Below are 15,958 nucleotides of genomic sequence, written 5' to 3'. Positions count from 1 at the left end.
CCGTCAGCGCTGTACGGCCCCGAAGCGCTCGGCGGCGACGGCGACGGCGGCCTCGCGGGCTTCCGACGCTTCGTCGGCCGTCAGGGTGCGGTCGGTCGCCCGGAAGCGCAGGCCGAAGGCGAGGGACTTCTTGCCCTCCTCGATGCCCTTGCCCACGTAGACGTCGAACAGTGCCACATCTTCGAGCAGTTCACCGGCGCCTTCGCGGAGCGCGGCCAGGACAGCATCTGCCGGCACGTCCTGCGGAACCACCAGGGCAACGTCCTGGGTGGCGACGGGGAAGCCGGAGATGTGCTTGGCGACGATCACGTCTGCGGCGGCCTCGAAGATCGCGTCCGCATCCAGTTCCATGGCCACCGAACGGGCGGGCATGTCGTGCGCGGCCAGCAGCTTCGGGTGGAGTTCACCGGCGTAGCCCACCACTTCGCCCGAGCGCAGCGCCAGCTGGGCGGCGCGGCCCGGGTGGAAGGCCTGGTGGCTTCCCTGGCTGACCACGAGTTCGACGCCGAGCACGTCGCCTACGAGGCGGGCGGCGTCGAGGGCATCGGCCCAGTCCCACGGGCGCGGGGCGTGGCCGGCGGCCGCAGGCGAATCGTGGCCGCACATCAGGGCGGCGAGGTGCAGCGGCTGGTCCGGGACGCCGTCGAACAGTCCGTCGAGGACCTCCGGAGCAGGCTTGGCACCCAGCGGCGGAATGGAAGCCGTACCGATCTTTCCGTCCGGCAGGAACACCAGGCCGGCCTCGTACAGGGCGAGGTCGCGGAAACCACGGGACAGGTTGCGGCGGGCAGCTTCGATCAGTCCGGGCAGCACCGAGGTGCGCAGGTAGCCGTGCTCCTCGCTGATCGGGTTGGCCAGCTTGAGGGCGTCACGCTCGGCGCCTTCCTCGGCCACACCGAAGGTGTCATTGGCGGCCTTGGACACGAAGGGGTAGGACAGCACCTCGGTGAGGCCTGCGTCAGCCAGGGCCTGCACCACGCGGCGCTTCTGCTGCTGCGCACGGGTGAACCCGCGGCCGGGAGGGGCCACCGGCAGGGTGGCCGGGATGTTCTCGTAGCCCACCAGGCGGGCGATTTCCTCGGAAAGGTCTTCCTTGGTCTCAAGGTCCTGGCGCCAGCTCGGCGCGGTGACCCGATAGCCATCCTCCGTCTTTTCGACGGTGGCCCCCAGGTCTTCGAGGCAGCCGGTGATCTGCTCCTCGCTGAAGGCGATGCCGATGCGCTCGGCCGCGAAGCCGGCCGGAAGCTCGATCGTGGCGGTTTCCGGCGCGGTTCCGACGTCGGTGCCAGCCTCGTCCGCGGTGCCTCCCGCGAGTTCCACCAGCAGGTCAACCACACGCTGCGCGGCGACCCCCGCAAGCTGCCAGTCGACGCCGCGTTCGAAGCGCTTGGAGGCTTCGGACGGCAGCTTGTGGCGGCGGCGGGCGCGGGAGATGGAGACCTCGTCGAAGTGGGCCGCCTCGACCAGGATGTTCGTGGTCGAGTCGGACACCTCGGTGTTGGCCCCGCCCATGACGCCGGCGATCCCGATCGCTCCCGAATCGTCCGTGATCAGCAGGTCTTCGACGTCGAGCGCGCGTTCCTTGCCGTCCAGCGTCAGGATCTTCTCGCCGGGCACGGCGCGGCGTACCACGATGTCCCCGGAGAGCTTGTCGAGGTCGTAGCAGTGGTTCGGCTGGCCGAGCTCAAGCATGACGTAGTTGGAGATGTCCACCGGCAGGGAGATGGAGCGGATGCCGGCCAGGCGCAGCCGCGAGACCATCCACGGCGGGGTCGGGCGCGTGGCGTCCACGCCGCGCACGGTGCGGGCAACGAAGCGGTCGCAGCCGGGCTTGCCGTAGATCGGTGCGTCGTCGTTGAGCTTGACGCCGTAACCGCCCGAGAGTTCCGCCGGAGCGTTGACCAGCGCCGCCGGGTCCGTGAAGGACGTTCCGGTGGCGTGGGCGTATTCGCGGGCCACGCCACGGATCGAGAAGGCGTAGCCACGGTCCGGGGTCACGTTGATTTCGGCTGCCTGGTCGTAGAGGCCGAGCAGTTCCATGGCGTCGGTCCCGATTTCGGGGTCGAGGCCGATGCGGGACAGCACCAGGATGCCGTCGTGGTCCTCGCCGATGCCGAGCTCGCGGACGGAGGCGATCATGCCAGCGGACAGGTGGCCGTAGGTCTTGCGGGCGGAGATGTGGAAGTCGCCGGGCAGCACGGCACCGGGCAGGGTGACCACCACCTTGTCGCCTTCCACGAAGTTGTGGGCGCCGCAGACAATGCCCTGCACGCCGGAGGGGTCGATGCCCTTGCCGGTGAGGGTCTGCTCCTGGCCTTCGGGGACCACACGGACCTGGCACCAGTTGATGGTCTTGCCGTTGGACTGCGGTTCCTTGACCAGGCTCAGGACCTGCCCGACGACGACCGGGCCCTTCAGTGCGTCCGTGGGGCGGTGGACGGCTTCTTCCTCAAAACCGACCTTGACCAGATCCGTCATGACGTCTTCGGCCGAGGCATCGGCCGGTACCTGCGCGAACTCGCGCAGCCAGGAAAGGGGGATACGCACTGTTAGATCTCCATCCCGAAGTGCTCGCTGAAACGTACATCGCCTTCGATCATGTCGCGCATGTCGCTGACCTCGTTGCGGAACATGAGGGTGCGCTCGATGCCCATGCCGAAGGCAAAACCTGAATACTCCTCCGGATCGATGCCGGCGGCGCGCAGCACGTTGGGGTTGACCATGCCGCAGCCACCCCACTCGATCCAGCGGGGTCCGCCCTTGGCGCCGGGGTGCCAGATGTCCAGCTCCGCGGAAGGCTCGGTGAAGGGGAAGTAGTTCGGGCGCAGGCGGATGGAGGCTTCCTCGCCGAACATCTGCCGGGCGAAGTGTTCCAGGGTTCCGCGCAGGTCTGCCATGCTGAGGTTCTTGTCGATGGCAAGGCCTTCGAACTGGTGGAAGACCGGGGTGTGCGTGGCGTCGAGTTCGTCGGTCCGGAACACCTTTCCGGGGCACAGCACGTAGATGGGCACTTCGCGTTCCAGCATGGAACGCACCTGTACCGGGGAGGTGTGCGTACGCATCAGCAGGTGGGCTTCAGGGGGCTCCACGAAGAAGGTGTCCTGCATTTCGCGGGCAGGGTGGTCCGGCTTGAAGTTCAGGGCGTCGAAGTTGAACCATTCGGACTCGACCTCGGGACCTTCGGCGATCTCCCAGCCCATGCCCACGAAGATGTCCGCCACACGGTCCTGCAGGGTGGACAGCGGGTGCCGGGCACCGGCGCGGCGACGGCGCGGGGCGGCTGTGACGTCCACGGTTTCCTCGACCAGGATGCGGGCGTCGTTCTCGGCTTCGAGCTCCGCGGTGCGGGCTGCGAGGGCCTGGTTGACGCGGCCACGGGAGGCGCCCATGAGCTTGCCGGCAGCGGCTTTGTGCTCCTTGGCCAGGCCGCCGATTTCGCGGTTGGCCAGGCTCAGGGGCGACTTCTCCCCCGTGTGGGCCAGACGGACGGCCTTGAGTTCTTCGAGCGAGGACGCGGCGGCAATGGCGGCGACGGCGGCCTCGACGGCGGCAGTAATGGCAGCCTCATCCAGCGGGTTCGGGATGGCGGCGCCCGGCAAAGTGTCAGTCATCTACTGTTCTTAGCTACGAGTCGGAAGTGTTCTCCGCCGGCAAGCAGCACGGCAAAGACAAAGGGGCAATGCTCACCGGATCCTCCAGCGGGCATTACCCCCCAGTCTAGTTGAACGCTGCGGCCGGGATTTAACCGGTCCGTCATTCAGGCCGGTCCGCTATTCGGGCCGTCCGTCCTGGCCGGGTTGTGCCGGCGGGTGGCCCGGCAAGGGCGGTGGGACCGCGGGCGGGGCTACCGGCGGAGGCGCGGGCCACGACGGCGCTGCCGCCGCCGGTGCGCCCGTCACCGGCGGCCCGCCCACCGGTCCGCCAGGCGGCACCGGGCCTCCGCCGGGCAGCGGCCCTCCGGCCGGCACCGGCTGGGCCTTGCGCCGGGACAGCAGAACGAACAGGACGACGCCTGCGATCACCACCAACAGGGCGATGCCGCCCCACAGTGCCCACATCGGGATGGGGAACCCTGCAGAGCTTTCGGCCTTGACCCTGATCTGCTTGGCGTCCGTGGCCAGGAAGTCGATGGTGGCCGTGTTGCCCTCGATCTTCGCGCCGTCGGCCTCCACGACCTTCCCCGGGAAGGTCACCTTCAGGACCGCCTCGTCGAAGATGGCCTTGGCGATCTGGGCCCCCTGCGGGTCATTGGAATCGTTCGAGAGGTTCCCCATTGTGAGGACGTAGAAGTCCCCTTCCTTGGCCAGGGTCATCTTGTTGGCGGAGTCCTTTTCGGCCTCGGCGATCTTGCTCGGGTCGATGTTGGCGGCACTGATCCGTTTGCCCTTGTACTTGGCGTCTTCGAATTCCTCGACCTTCGCGCCCTCCGGGACGGTCATGTCCGCCGAACCGTTGTTCGACTTCATGAACTCGTCGAAGGACTTGCCCTTCAGGACGTCCTTCTGGAGCGCATAGACCGCTTCATAGTCGACGCTCTTCTCGCTGTGGACCTTGATGTCCATGTTGAGCTTGAAACAACCCGTCAGCGCAAAGAGCACAGCCACCAGAACAGCGATGGCGCCGACGGCACGTCCTGGCCGCATGGTTCCCCCCGATCGTCCATCCACCAAGGGCTCCTGGTGTTTGCAGGATTAGCGTAGCTTTGCCGGCGGACGGGGCCAAGGGGGCGGGGCTAGCATGGCCGTATGACTCCCGGGCAGCGGCTTCGCCGGATCGCCAACGCACTGAACCTCTCCACTCCCCTGGGCCTCCTGCTAGCCCGGGCTGCGGGCGCCCGGTGCAGCCCCGGTCCCCGTGGACTCACCATCGCCGCGGGCTACCGCTGGGGCCTGCCGCATGCTCCCGCGTTCACCGTGGGAAATGTCGTGCTGTACCGGGCGGGGACCGCGAGCGCCGGGCAGGATCCCGTGCTGCTGGGCCATGAGGAGCGGCACTGCACGCAGTACGCCTGGTGCCTGGGACTGCCGTTCCTCGCCCTGTACTCCCTGTGCGCCGGATGGTCGGTGCTGCGCACCGGCAATCCCGGCACGGCCAACTTCTTCGAACGGCAGGCCGGGCTCGCTGCGGGCGGCTACCCTGACAGGCAACGGAACGGCCAAAGAAACCGGAGCGGCACGACGAATCGAGGCATGACATGACCCGCAGCATCACCGTCACGGGAGACGGCACCGCCGAAGCGGTCCCGGACCTGCTCACCCTGACCCTCGCCGTCGAGGTCCGCCAGGACACCGCCGCGCGCGCTTACGACGACGCCGCCGACGTCGCGCTCACCGTCACGGAAGCACTGCGCCGGCGGGGCGTAGCGGACGGAGACCTCCGCACCAGCGGGCTGAACCTGCGGCCGGACGTGGTCTGGGTGGAGAACCAGGGCCAGAAGGTCACCGGCTATCTGGCATCCACGGACCTGGTGGCCCGGGTGGGCCCGCCGCACCTGGCGCCAGCGGCGATTTCCGCCGCGATCTCGGCCGGCGGCAACAGCGTGCGGATCAACGGCATCGAGCAGGGGTTCAAGGACTCGTCCGCAGTAGCTGCCCTGGCGCAGGACGCCGCCTGGCACGACGCCGAGGTCAAGGCCCTGCGCTTCGCCAGCCTCGCCGGCTCCCGGCTGGGCCAGGTCCTTTCAATCGAACAGCGGCCGGAGCACGGTATGCCGGTTCCCGTTGCGCGCGATATGACCCGCACCTTCGCCGCCGAGGGGGTTGCCATCGAGCCGGGTACCGTCGCGGTGTCCGCGAGCATCGTGGTGACGTGGGAGTTGCTCGCGCCGGAAGAGTGAGCGTCAGTGGATGGCCCCCGCAGGGACTTTCACATCCAGCGTTGTCGCCAGGGCGGTCCGGACGACGACGGCGATCCCCTCGCCCATGTCGTGCAGGGGCATGCCGCCGGGGGTGCCCGGCTGCGACTCGCGCGGAACGTGGATGAATCCACCGCGTGTCCCGGGTGACTCGGCGGCAAGGTAGTCCATGAGCCCGTAGAACACATGGTTGCACACGTACGTTCCGGCGGTCTGCGAAACCTCGGCCCGCAGGCCCGCGATCTGCAGTGCACGCAACGCCGCCTTGACGGGAAGGGTGCTGAAATAGGCGGCAGGGCCTCCCGGAACCACTTCCTCGTCCACGGGACGGTTGCCCGCGTTGTCCGGGATCCGGGCGTCGTCGCAGTTGATGGCCACGCGTTCCAAGGACAGTCTTTCGCGTCCGCCGGCCAGGCCGGCGCTGATCACCAATACCGGCCGCAGGCGTGCGATCTCCCGGTGGAGCACCCGCACGGACTCCCCGAAGACGCACGGCAGTTCCACGGCCTCGGCATCCAGCCCCTCGCCGCGGAGGATGTCGCGGGCAATGCGCACCGCGCCCCAGGACGGGTTGGTGCGATCGCCGCCGAAAGGCTCGAAGCCGCTCAGGAGGATCATGTGCCACACGATAGCAAGCCACCGTGGGGTACGAGGCCTCAGGCCTTCCTTGACTTAATTTCGAACATATATTCGAATTGGTCCATGAGATGGGACGCACAGGCTCTTTCACCGATCCACGAACCGGAACTGCCTGGAACGGCCGGTGAAGACGCCGGCGGCAGCAGTGCCTCCAGGGCCGCCCCTGCTCCTGATGCCTTGCTTCCGCTGGCCGGGCTTGTGCGTTCCGTCTCGACTCCCGAATTCTCCGGGGTCACCTTCCATGAGGTCACGGCAAAATCAGTGCTCAACAAGGTGGCTGCCGGTTCCCGCATGCCTTTCGAATGGACCATCAACCCCTACAGGGGGTGCAGCCATGCATGCGTGTACTGCTTCGCCCGCAAGACCCACACCTACCTGGAGTTCGACGCCGGACGCGACTTTGATTCCCAGGTAGTGGTCAAGATCAACGCCGCGGAAGTCCTGCGCAAGGAACTCTCCAGGCCGTCCTGGGGCCGCCACCAAGTGGCCCTCGGCACCAACACCGATCCGTACCAGCGCGCCGAAGGCCGGTATCAGCTCATGCCGGGAATCATCCGGGCACTGGCGGATTCCGGCACACCGTTTTCGATCCTCACCAAGGGAACCCTGCTCTCGAGGGACATCCCGCTGCTCAAGCACGCAGCCAGCCAGGTTCCCGTGGACCTCGGCATCTCTTTGGCCACCATGGACGAGGCCCTGGCCGCCGTCGTCGAGCCCGGTACTCCGGCGCCCCGGGCACGGCTGAAGCTCGTCGCCCGCCTGCGCGACGCCGGGCTGTCCTGCGGCGTCATGGCCATGCCGATCCTCCCCTGGCTGAGCGACAGCGACGACGCCCTTGAATCGCTCTTCGGTGCACTGTCGGCCGCGGGCGCCAGCGGCGTGACTGCCGGGGCGCTCTACCTGAAACCGGGAACCCGGGAGTGGTTCATGCAGTGGCTGGCTGCCCACCATCCGGAACTGACAGAAAGGTACCGCCAGCTCTACGCGAAAGGCGCATACCCTTCGAAGGAGTACCGCGAATGGCTGGCCGGCCGGGTCAGGTATTTCAAGGCCCGTCACGGATTCACCGCAAGCAGCGGGTTCAGTCACCGCCACGCCAGGAACCACGGGTCCGCGGCGGGCGGCGGGCAGACACATCCGGACGCGCTGCCGGTCCCCACGGAGCAGGCCACCTTGTTCTAGCTCAGGCCCTCGCGGCCACCCGTTCCAACAAGGCCCGCACAATCGGCAGGTCCGCCGGAATCCACGGCAGTTCCAGGGCTTCGCCGCGGTCCTCCAGGCCGACCCAGCGCAGTTCGTCATGATCCTCGAGGGGGCGGGGCTCGCCCTCGAGCACCTCCGCGAACCAGACCCGCATCACGGCGCGCTCATTCAGCGGCCACCCGGCGTCCCCGGGGGCCGGGATCTCCCGTCCCAGCCGGACGTCGACCCCGAGTTCTTCCCGGAGTTCCCGGTGCAGGGCGTCCTCGAAGCTTTCCCCGGCCTCGACTTTCCCGCCCGGGAATTCCCACATTCCGGCGAACTTCGGCGGTGCGCTGCGGCGCGCCACCAGAAGGAAACGGGGATTTTCAAGCGAGTCGACGACGGCGGCTCCGGAGACACTGATGAGTGAAGTCACCACTCAAGTGTAGGAGCCCTGCCCTCGTCCTCCCGCGGGAACAGACACGGGGCCGGCATGGTTGCAGGACATTAGACTTGAAAATCTGATTTATCGTGCGCGCGCCTATCCCGGTACGCGGAGCATCCGGCCAGCAGCCCAGAAACAGGACCATGACCCAAACCCAAGCGCCCGCCGCTGCTGCAAAGCGCGGCACCCGACACCTCACCCTGGCTATCTTTGCCCTCGCCATGGGCGGCTTTGCCATCGGCACCACCGAATTCGCAATGATGGGCCTCCTTAAGGAAATCGAGCACGGCCTGCGCATCAGCACCCCGGAAGCCGGCAACCTGATCTCCGCCTACGCGCTTGGGGTGGTGGTGGGCGCTCCGGTCTTCGCCGCGCTGGGCGCCCGGCTTCCGCGCAAGAACCTTGCCCTGGGCCTGATGCTCTTCCTGAGCGTGGCCAACCTGAGTTCATTCATCGCCCCGGATTACGGCAGCATGCTGCTCAGCCGCTTTGCCTCCGGCCTCCCGCACGGCGCTTTCTTCGGCGTGGCCGCCGTGATCGCGGCAAGCCTGGTGGCTCCCACTAAGCGGGGATGGGCGATCTCGATGGTGATGGCAGGCCTGACGGTGGCCAACGTCGTCGGGGTTCCCGCCGCCACCTGGCTGGGCCAGAACTTCGGCTGGCGGCTGCTCTTCGTGGTGGTCGGGGTCATCGGCGCCCTCTGCACCGCGTTGATCTGGAAGTTCGTCCCCTTCGAAGCGACCCATCCTGGCGCGAGCATCCGCCGCGAACTCGGCGCCCTGAAGCGCTCCCAGGTCTGGCTCGCCCTGCTGATCGGGATCATCGGCTTCGGCGGCTTCTTCGCCACCTACACCTACATCGCACACACCGTGACTTTCGTGGCCGGTATGCCCGAAGCCATGGTCCCGCTCGTGGTGGCCCTCTACGGACTGGGCATGGTTGTCGGCAACATCCTGGGTGGCCGCATCGCGGACAAATCCGTCATGGGAACCATCTACCGGGTGCTGCCGGCGATTGCTTTGGCCCTCGTTGTCTACGCGGTGGCCGCCCACTGGGCGTGGGCCGCACTGGTCATGGTCTTTGTTGTCGGCGGAACGGGGTCCCTGCTCGTTCCCGCACTGCAGACCCGACTGCTCGACGCCTCCCCCGACGCGCCGTCACTGGCCTCGTCGCTGAACCACTCGGCACTCAACGTCGCCAACGCCCTCGGCGCCTTCCTGGGCGGTGTGGTCATCGCCTGGGGCTGGGGCTACGCGGCGCCGGCCCTGGTGGGTGCCGTGCTGGCTTTGCTGGGGCTTGGGGTCGCGGTCCTGAGCGGCCTCCTGGAACGCAGGCGGCCGCTGACCGCCTGACCCCGAGGCGGCACCGACACAGGATCCCGGAAAACAGCAACGCCGGCCGTGCATCATGCACGGCCGGCGTTCTTGCTTGGGTCCGGACTGACCAGGTCCCGAATGCTCAAGTCCGGAAACGCGCCTGTCTTCAGGCGTTCACCCAGGCGATGTCCGGCTCAAGGTAGATGACCCGCGCAATCGGCACGGCCGCACGGATCCGGCTCTCGGCGTCGTCGATCGCACGCGCAATGCCCTCGCCCGTATCGGCGGCACCCACGCTGATCTTCGCCGCAACAAGCAGTTCTTCGGGGCCAAGGTGCATGGTCTTGAGGTGGATGAGGCGGGTGCCGTCGGATTCGATAGCTCCCATGATGCGGGCGACGTCTTCCTTGGTGGCCGATTCGCCCAGCAGCAGGGACTTGGTTTCAATTGCAAGGACGACGGCGATCGCCACCAACAGCAGGCCGATCATGCCGGTGCCTGCCGCGTCCCAGATGCCGTTGCCGGTCAGGAGCGTCAGCCCGACGCCGAAGAGCGCGAACACCAGGCCGAGAAGGGCACCAAAGTCCTCCAGCAGGATCACCGGCAGTTCGGGCTGCTTGGCGTTCCGGATGAAGTTCGTCCAGCTCTGCTTGCCGCGGATGTGGTTCGACTCGACGATCGCCGTGCGGAAGGAGAAGCCTTCTGCGACGATCGCGCCGATCAGGACGGCGAGCGGGACCCACCAGAAATCGCCTTCGATGGCGTGCGGGTGCTGGAACTTCTCCCATGCTTCATACAGGGCGAACAGGCCGCCGACGCTGAATAGCACGATCGAGACGATGAAGGCGTAGATATACCGCTCCCGGCCATAGCCGAAAGGGTGTTCCGGGCTCGCCGCGCGTTTTGCCCGCTTGCCGCCGATCAGCAGCAGGAGCTGGTTACCGGAGTCGGCAACCGAGTGGATCGCCTCCGCCAGCATGGACGATGACATCGTCAGGACGAATGCGACGAACTTCAACAAGGCGATGGTCAGGTTGGCGGCCAATGCCGCCACGATCGCCTTGGTACCGCCATTTGCAGCCACGAAAGCTTCTCCTCTTCACAGGATCGGGGGAATTGCGGGGAACAGCCGGGACCCGCGGCCCCCTTCCCTGCAAGCAATACCGTACCGGCAGGAAGCTCCAACGCGCACAAAACGAAAGACCAAGCCTGCCTGGTGCTTAACGGCTCCCGGTTCAGCTGCCCTGCTGTGAGCGTGCGCTGGCGTAGAGGCAGACCGTGGCCGCGGTGCCGAGGTTGAGGCTTTCAGCTGAACCGTAGACGGGGACGGCCACCCGGTGCTCGGCCAGGGCAAGCTCGGCGTCGGAGAGGCCCTGCGCCTCATTGCCGAAGAGCCAGGCCGTGGGGTTTTCGAGGGCGTAGTCGGACACGACGTCCGTGGCGCCCAGCCTGCGCGCGGCGTTCTCGTCCTGCAGTTTGTCCAGGTTCACGGTGCCGTAGCCGTCCGCGGCCAGCACGCCGATTCCCCGGGCCTTGCAGGCGGCGACCAGTTCATCGACGTCCGCGCCGAGGACCACCGGGAGGTGGAACAGTGAACCGGCCGTGGAGCGCACGGCCTTGGGGTTGTAGATATCGACGCTCGACGCCGTCAGGACCACCGCGTCGGCACCTGCGGCATCGGCCGCCCGCAGCACGGTCCCCGCGTTTCCGGGGTCCCGCACCTGGCACATGACCGCCACAAGCCGCGGACCGGCGTCGAGCACTGACTCCAGACTGACGTCGACGAAGCTGCAGACCGCCAGGATCCCCTGGGGGTTCACTGTGTCGGCCATGGCCGCGAGGACCTCGTCCGTGGCGAGGCGCAGGTTCGTGCCCTGCGCCAGCTCGGCGAGTTCGGGGAGCCGCTCCAGGCAGGCCTGGCTCGCGTACACTTCATGGACGACGCCGGGTTCGCCCGCCCGGGTGCGTTCCCGGTGCAGCGCCAGGGCTTCACGCACGGCCTGCGGCCCTTCCGCCAGGAAGCGGCCGCGCTTTAAACGGGCCGGGCGCCCTGCAAGCTTTGCGACATCCCTGACCCGATCGGCTCGGGGGTTGGACATCGGAAAATCTTGCGGGCGCCCGGTTTCGTTCATATAAAGAACTTTAGTGGCTGTTGCGACTAGTTCTTGATCTGCTGGCGGGCTTCGCCGCCGGCCGGCTCGAAGCCGGCAGCCTTTGCAGCCTCAACGGTGGAGAACCAGTATTCGGCGGCGGTGGCGTCGTACCAGGTGGAACCCGGAACGTGGTACTTCTTGGACTCGGCGTTGCCCTTGATTTCGTAGCCTTCCGGAGCGTCTTCGCCCTCAACGGCGGCGACGGCACCTTCGATGGCCGGCTTTGCAGCAGCCTTCGGAGCGGCGGCAGCCTTGGGAGCAGCAGCCTTCGGGGCAGCCTCGGCCTTGGCGGCCGGAGCAGAGGTGTCGGCGGGCAGGGCAGCCTTGGCCACGTTCACCAGAGCGGTGAAGGCGTTGGCGTCGGAGACAGCCAGCTCGGCCAGCATGCGGCGGTCAACCTCAACCTCAGCAGCCTTCAGGCCCTGGATGAGGCGGTTGTAGGTCAGGCCGTTGGCGCGGGATGCAGCGTTGATGCGCTGGATCCAGAGGCGACGGAAGTCACCCTTGCGCTTGCGGCGGTCGCCGTAGCTGTACACAAACGAGTGCAGCAGCTGTTCCTTGGCCTTGCGGTACAGGCGGGACCGCTGACCGCGGTAGCCCTTTGCCCGTTCAAGGATGACCCGACGCTTCTTATGGGCGTTTACTGCCCGCTTCACACGTGCCACGTGCGTACTCCTTCAGAATTCTTGTCCCGTCGGCCGCTGTATTCCCGGCGGCCGGGGAAGGCTTTGGTGTAATCAGTGCTGCCGGGTGGCAGCAACTGGAAAACGTGGAACTTAGACGCCGAGCATCTTCTTGATGACCTTGGCATCGCCCTTGAAGACGATCTTGTCGCCGGCGAGGCGACGGGTCAGGACGGAGGACTTGTGCTCCAGGTAGTGGCGGCGGTTGGCCTGCTGACGCTTCAGCTTGCCGGTGCCGGTCAGCTTGAAGCGCTTCTTGGCACCGCTGTGGGTCTTCATCTTCGGCATGGGAACCGATCTCCTTACGTGTCCGCAGACGGGTCTGCAGTTCTTTCGTGCAGCCGGCCCCGTGGGGCCGGCGTGCTGTTTGCTTGCCGGGCGGAAGCGTTGCTTCCTGCGGCGTGACTAGTTGGTCTTGCGCGCTGCCGGCTTGGCCGGCTTCGGTGCCGCCGGGCGGGCGACGGGCTTCGGAGCCGCAGGCTTTGCCATGGGCTTCGGAACCGCGGCAGCTGCCGGCTTCGGGGCGGCGGCGGGCTTCGGTGCTTCCTCAGCCGGAGCCGCTTCCTCAACCGGTGCTGCTTCCGCGGCGGCCGGCGTTTCCTCGACGGGAACGTCCGCCACAGGAGCTTCCGCAGCCGAAGCCTCCTCGACAGGGGCTTCCTCTGCGGGAGCTTCCGCAACCGGAGCCTCCTCGACAGGGGCTTCCTCTGCGGGAGCTTCCGCAACCGGAGCCTCCTCGACAGGAGCTTCCTCGACCGGAGCTTCCTCGACAGGGGCTTCCGCAACCGGAGCCTGCTCGACGACGGTTTCCTCCACCGGGGTCTCGGCGGCCTGTCCCTCAGACTGGTTCAGGAGCCCTGCCGGAAGCAGGTCACCCAGGGTCTGGGTCAGCGGAGCGTCGTTGCCCGAAGTGTCGATCCGCGCTGCAGCCTTGGCCTCGTTCTGGGCCTTGGCCTCGGCACGCTGGGCAGCGCGGCGGGCTTCGGCCTTGGCCTCGGCCTTGTTCTTCAGCGGACCGATCACCATGACCATGTTGCGGCCGTCGATCCGGGGGCTGGATTCAACCACACCGACTTCGGCGACGTCTTCCGCGAAGCGCTGCAGCAAGCGGATGCCCATTTCGGGGCGCTGCTGCTCACGGCCGCGGAACTGGATCATGGCCTTCACCTTGTCACCGGCACCCAGGAAGCGGAGAGCGTGGCCGCGCTTCGTTTCGTAGTCGTGGGTGTCGATCTTCAGGCGGAAGCGGATTTCCTTCAGAACCGTGTTGGTCTGGTTCTTGCGGGCCTCACGGGCCTTGACGGCGGCTTCGTACTTGTACTTGCCGAAGTCCATCAGCTTGCACACCGGAGGCTTGGCCTGCGGTGCAACTTCAACGAGATCCAGATCAGATTCGGCAGCCAGGCGCAGGGCATCCTCGATACGGACAATTCCTACCTGTTCGCCGGCAGGGCCGACCAGCCGCACCTCGGGGACGCGGATACGCTCATTGATTCTTGGCTCGCTAATGTCAAAGCTCCTGTGGTTGTGGTGAGTATTCCACCGGCAAAAAGAGAAGGCCCCCAATTGCTGGTGCAATCGAAGGCCTCGAAAGATCGGGACCTGCCGGCAGGGCAGGCACGCACTGAACGGGAACAGTCCCGGACAATGTCCGACCAGATACCCGGCAACTTAACATCCCGTGAGGGAAACGGCTGACGCGGGTGGGAGAGAACTCCGCTTGCAAACTGAAAGTCAAGTCTACAGAAACAGCCCGCCAACTGCACATCGGGGGGCAGCTGCCGGACTTCACTGGTCAAACGCTATGGTCCACATAGTGGTTCCACGGCAAAATGGCGACTCCCAGTCGGTCTGTGACAAGCTTACCAGCATGAGCACTTCAGACAGCAATTCACCCGATCGGACCGAGGAAGGCGACGACGCCGGACTGGCCCAGCAAATCCGCGATATTTCGGAGGTGCCGGCCGTGGAGGTCATCACCACCGGAGCGGTGCACCTGATGAGCGCAGCCGCCGTCAAGGTGGGCCTGGCCGACGGCCCCAACGCCGAGGAGCTCAAGGACCTGGATGAAGCCCGCAAGCTCATCACCGCCCTGGCCGGCCTCGTAACGGCGGCAGCCCCGGAAATCGGTTCGCAGCACGCCGGCCCCTTGCGTGACGGCTTGCGTTCGCTGCAGCTGGCGTTCCGCGAGGCGTCCCTGATTCCGGACGAGCCGGGCAAGGGCCCGGGCGAAAAGTTCACCGGGCCCGTCAACTAGGCCGGAAGCCAAAGCAAGCACAACGACGACGGCGGCCGTCCCCGGTGGGGCGGCCGCCGTCGTCGTCTGCTTTGAAAACCTGCTGACGGACAATCCGGTTACTTCACCAGGGCCGCCCGGCGGATCTTCATCAGCACGAGGCCCGCAAGGCAGAGCGCGACGCCGGCAACGCCCACCGAAACGAAGCCCGCCCAGGAGCCGACGCCGTCAATGAAGACGCCCGCCAGCGGGGCACCGAGCGCGACGCCCGCGGTCAGCGCGGAGCCGTACCAGCCCATGGCCTCTCCCCTGCGTTCCTCGCCGACGAGCTCGGCAACCTTCTCCGACGCGGCAGACAGCACCGGGGCGCACAGCAGGCCCGGCAGCAGCGAAAGGAAGGCCAGGGTCCAGGTGTCCTTGGCAAGGCCCATCGGAATGGTCAGGGCGGCCATGCCGAGCAGGAGCAGCAGCGGCGAAACGGGCCGGTGCATCGCACCGTAGACCACACCGCCGACCACCGAGGCCGCGCACCAGAAGAAGAAGACGATGCCGAGCTCGGTCTGGTGCCCGGAGCGTTCCAGGATCGCCACGATTCCGACGTCGGTGCCGCTGAGCACCATGCCGGAACCTGCCGCGACGACGAACACCGCCGCCACCGAAACGGTGAGCCATGCGAAGTTCCGCACCACGTGCCCGCGGAGCCTGGCCAGCCTGGACCCGGCCGGCGCCAGTTCGGAGGCGGCTTCCTGGACGTGCGCCGCCGAGGCAACGATCGCGGCACCGGCGGCGGCGAGATCGTCCGCGGCGCGCGCGGCGCTTTCCTCCGCCGTACAGCTGTCCTCGGTGCGGGTGGGCGGGTTGAACCAGACCAGGAAAAGACCGGCCACCGACGCCGATACACCGACCGCGGTCAGGGCGACGGCGGAGTAGCCGCTCGTCGCCGCGATGGCGCCGACCGCGGGCCCGATCATGAACACCAGTTCGGTGAAGATGGAATCGAGGGCGAAAGCCGAGCGCCGCTGGTCACCCTCGACCAGCACGCCCAGGGACTGCCGGATGACGCTGAAGATGGGAAGGCTGAACAGGCCGCCCACGAAAACCAGGGGCAGCACCCACTGGTAGCTGACGTGGGGAACGACCGCCCAGATGAGCGCCTCGGAGATGATCGAAGGGATGAGGGCCTTGCGGAGGCCGGCCCGGTCCACGCGGCGGCCCCGCCAGGGCGCCCCGATGGCGATGCCGATGGTCATCAGCGCCGCGGCGGCACCGGCCGCCGCATACCCCTGGTTCAGGGTCAGCACGATGTGCAGCGTCAGGAGCACGCCGGCCGCCGAGTGCGGAATGCGTGCGATCAGGCCGATGATCAGCAGTTGCCTGACCGAAGGGACGGACAGCGTCTCCTTGTAGAGAGCGAAATTCACGAGCTACAACCTCTTTGTTCCCCGGTGGC

Annotated in this window: 16 protein-coding genes; 5 read left to right on the top strand and 11 right to left on the bottom strand. The window is 67.1% G+C overall.

What is annotated here, in order from left to right:
- Positions 1-3: 3 nt before the first annotated feature.
- The 3 genes from pheT to ACZ9CK_RS06190 all read right to left on the bottom strand — a co-directional run bounded on the left by pheT (position 4) and on the right by ACZ9CK_RS06190 (position 4,667).
- Positions 4-2,547, bottom strand: a complete 2,544-nt coding sequence (gene pheT, locus ACZ9CK_RS06200; protein ID WP_426302901.1) for a phenylalanine--tRNA ligase subunit beta — start codon at positions 2,545-2,547, stop codon at positions 4-6.
- Positions 2,548-2,549: 2 nt separating this feature from the next.
- Entirely contained in the window at positions 2,550-3,611 is a 1,062-nt protein-coding gene (pheS, locus tag ACZ9CK_RS06195) for a phenylalanine--tRNA ligase subunit alpha (RefSeq protein WP_070349308.1), read from the bottom strand.
- 159 nt (positions 3,612-3,770) lie between these two features.
- Positions 3,771-4,667, bottom strand: coding sequence for an LppM family (lipo)protein (locus ACZ9CK_RS06190; protein ID WP_476049517.1), 897 nt, complete (start codon positions 4,665-4,667; stop codon positions 3,771-3,773).
- 78 nt (positions 4,668-4,745) lie between these two features.
- On the opposite strand from ACZ9CK_RS06190, the gene ACZ9CK_RS06185 reads away from it, so the two are divergent.
- Together ACZ9CK_RS06185 and ACZ9CK_RS06180 are read left to right on the top strand one after the other, a co-directional pair.
- Positions 4,746-5,198: a hypothetical protein gene (locus ACZ9CK_RS06185; RefSeq protein WP_426302899.1), complete on the top strand. Its 453-nt coding sequence runs from the start codon at positions 4,746-4,748 to the stop codon at positions 5,196-5,198.
- Complete coding sequence (locus ACZ9CK_RS06180; RefSeq protein ID WP_426302898.1) at positions 5,195-5,836, top strand: SIMPL domain-containing protein; 642 nt, start codon at positions 5,195-5,197, stop codon at positions 5,834-5,836. Before ACZ9CK_RS06185 ends, ACZ9CK_RS06180 begins: the two co-directional genes overlap by 4 nt.
- A gap of 3 nt (positions 5,837-5,839) precedes the next feature.
- Here ACZ9CK_RS06180 and pcp read toward each other — a convergent pair whose 3' ends face one another.
- Positions 5,840-6,472: a pyroglutamyl-peptidase I gene (pcp, locus tag ACZ9CK_RS06175; RefSeq protein WP_476049516.1), complete on the bottom strand. Its 633-nt coding sequence runs from the start codon at positions 6,470-6,472 to the stop codon at positions 5,840-5,842.
- 84 nt (positions 6,473-6,556) lie between these two features.
- Between pcp and ACZ9CK_RS06170 the strand changes: the two genes are divergently transcribed.
- The gene (locus ACZ9CK_RS06170) at positions 6,557-7,675 is read left to right on the top strand and encodes an Rv2578c family radical SAM protein (protein ID WP_426302896.1); all 1,119 of its coding nucleotides are present in this window, start codon (positions 6,557-6,559) and stop codon (positions 7,673-7,675) included.
- 1 nt (position 7,676) lies between these two features.
- Here ACZ9CK_RS06170 and ACZ9CK_RS06165 read toward each other — a convergent pair whose 3' ends face one another.
- On the bottom strand, positions 7,677-8,111 hold the full coding sequence (locus ACZ9CK_RS06165) for a (deoxy)nucleoside triphosphate pyrophosphohydrolase (protein ID WP_426302895.1): 435 nt from the start codon (positions 8,109-8,111) through the stop codon (positions 7,677-7,679).
- 152 nt (positions 8,112-8,263) lie between these two features.
- Between ACZ9CK_RS06165 and ACZ9CK_RS06160 the strand changes: the two genes are divergently transcribed.
- The gene (locus ACZ9CK_RS06160) at positions 8,264-9,472 is read left to right on the top strand and encodes an MFS transporter (RefSeq protein WP_476049515.1); all 1,209 of its coding nucleotides are present in this window, start codon (positions 8,264-8,266) and stop codon (positions 9,470-9,472) included.
- Positions 9,473-9,602: 130 nt separating this feature from the next.
- On the opposite strand, the gene ACZ9CK_RS06155 is transcribed toward ACZ9CK_RS06160, so the two are convergent.
- The 5 genes from ACZ9CK_RS06155 to infC form a co-directional block, all read right to left on the bottom strand.
- Positions 9,603-10,520: a cation diffusion facilitator family transporter gene (locus ACZ9CK_RS06155; RefSeq protein WP_426302893.1), complete on the bottom strand. Its 918-nt coding sequence runs from the start codon at positions 10,518-10,520 to the stop codon at positions 9,603-9,605.
- A 151-nt stretch (positions 10,521-10,671) separates the two neighbouring features.
- Positions 10,672-11,568, bottom strand: a complete 897-nt coding sequence (locus ACZ9CK_RS06150; RefSeq protein WP_476049514.1) for a TrmH family RNA methyltransferase — start codon at positions 11,566-11,568, stop codon at positions 10,672-10,674.
- A gap of 26 nt (positions 11,569-11,594) precedes the next feature.
- On the bottom strand, positions 11,595-12,254 hold the full coding sequence (gene rplT / locus ACZ9CK_RS06145) for a 50S ribosomal protein L20, sunset domain variant (RefSeq protein WP_476049513.1): 660 nt from the start codon (positions 12,252-12,254) through the stop codon (positions 11,595-11,597).
- 111 nt (positions 12,255-12,365) lie between these two features.
- Positions 12,366-12,560 (bottom strand): 50S ribosomal protein L35, encoded by a 195-nt coding sequence (gene rpmI / locus ACZ9CK_RS06140; protein ID WP_426302890.1) that lies wholly within the window; start codon positions 12,558-12,560, stop codon positions 12,366-12,368.
- Between the two features lie 117 nt (positions 12,561-12,677).
- Positions 12,678-13,739: a translation initiation factor IF-3 gene (infC, locus tag ACZ9CK_RS06135; protein WP_476049512.1), complete on the bottom strand. Its 1,062-nt coding sequence runs from the start codon at positions 13,737-13,739 to the stop codon at positions 12,678-12,680.
- Positions 13,740-14,142: 403 nt separating this feature from the next.
- On the opposite strand from infC, the gene ACZ9CK_RS06130 reads away from it, so the two are divergent.
- Entirely contained in the window at positions 14,143-14,529 is a 387-nt protein-coding gene (locus tag ACZ9CK_RS06130) for a DUF1844 domain-containing protein (RefSeq protein ID WP_426302888.1), read from the top strand.
- Between the two features lie 98 nt (positions 14,530-14,627).
- Here the strand turns inward: ACZ9CK_RS06130 and ACZ9CK_RS06125 are convergent, their stop codons facing one another.
- Entirely contained in the window at positions 14,628-15,929 is a 1,302-nt protein-coding gene (locus tag ACZ9CK_RS06125) for an MFS transporter (protein WP_426302887.1), read from the bottom strand.
- Positions 15,930-15,958 lie beyond the last annotated feature (29 nt).

It is taken from the genome of Arthrobacter sp. TE26545 (assembly GCF_056279005.1).
Note: the sequence above shows the minus strand (reverse complement) of the source record. Positions and strands in the feature narration are given on the sequence as shown.

Coding starts and splice junctions, on each gene's coding strand:
- ACZ9CK_RS06185 (WP_426302899.1), top strand. CDS start 4,746: ATGACTCCCGGGCAGCGGCTTCGCCGGATCGCCAACGCACTGAACCTC.
- pcp (WP_476049516.1), bottom strand. CDS start 6,472: ATGATCCTCCTGAGCGGCTTCGAGCCTTTCGGCGGCGATCGCACCAAC.
- rpmI (WP_426302890.1), bottom strand. CDS start 12,560: ATGCCGAAGATGAAGACCCACAGCGGTGCCAAGAAGCGCTTCAAGCTG.
- ACZ9CK_RS06130 (WP_426302888.1), top strand. CDS start 14,143: ATGAGCACTTCAGACAGCAATTCACCCGATCGGACCGAGGAAGGCGAC.
- ACZ9CK_RS06150 (WP_476049514.1), bottom strand. CDS start 11,568: ATGAACGAAACCGGGCGCCCGCAAGATTTTCCGATGTCCAACCCCCGA.
- ACZ9CK_RS06160 (WP_476049515.1), top strand. CDS start 8,264: ATGACCCAAACCCAAGCGCCCGCCGCTGCTGCAAAGCGCGGCACCCGA.
- pheS (WP_070349308.1), bottom strand. CDS start 3,611: ATGACTGACACTTTGCCGGGCGCCGCCATCCCGAACCCGCTGGATGAG.
- ACZ9CK_RS06170 (WP_426302896.1), top strand. CDS start 6,557: ATGAGATGGGACGCACAGGCTCTTTCACCGATCCACGAACCGGAACTG.
- ACZ9CK_RS06180 (WP_426302898.1), top strand. CDS start 5,195: ATGACCCGCAGCATCACCGTCACGGGAGACGGCACCGCCGAAGCGGTC.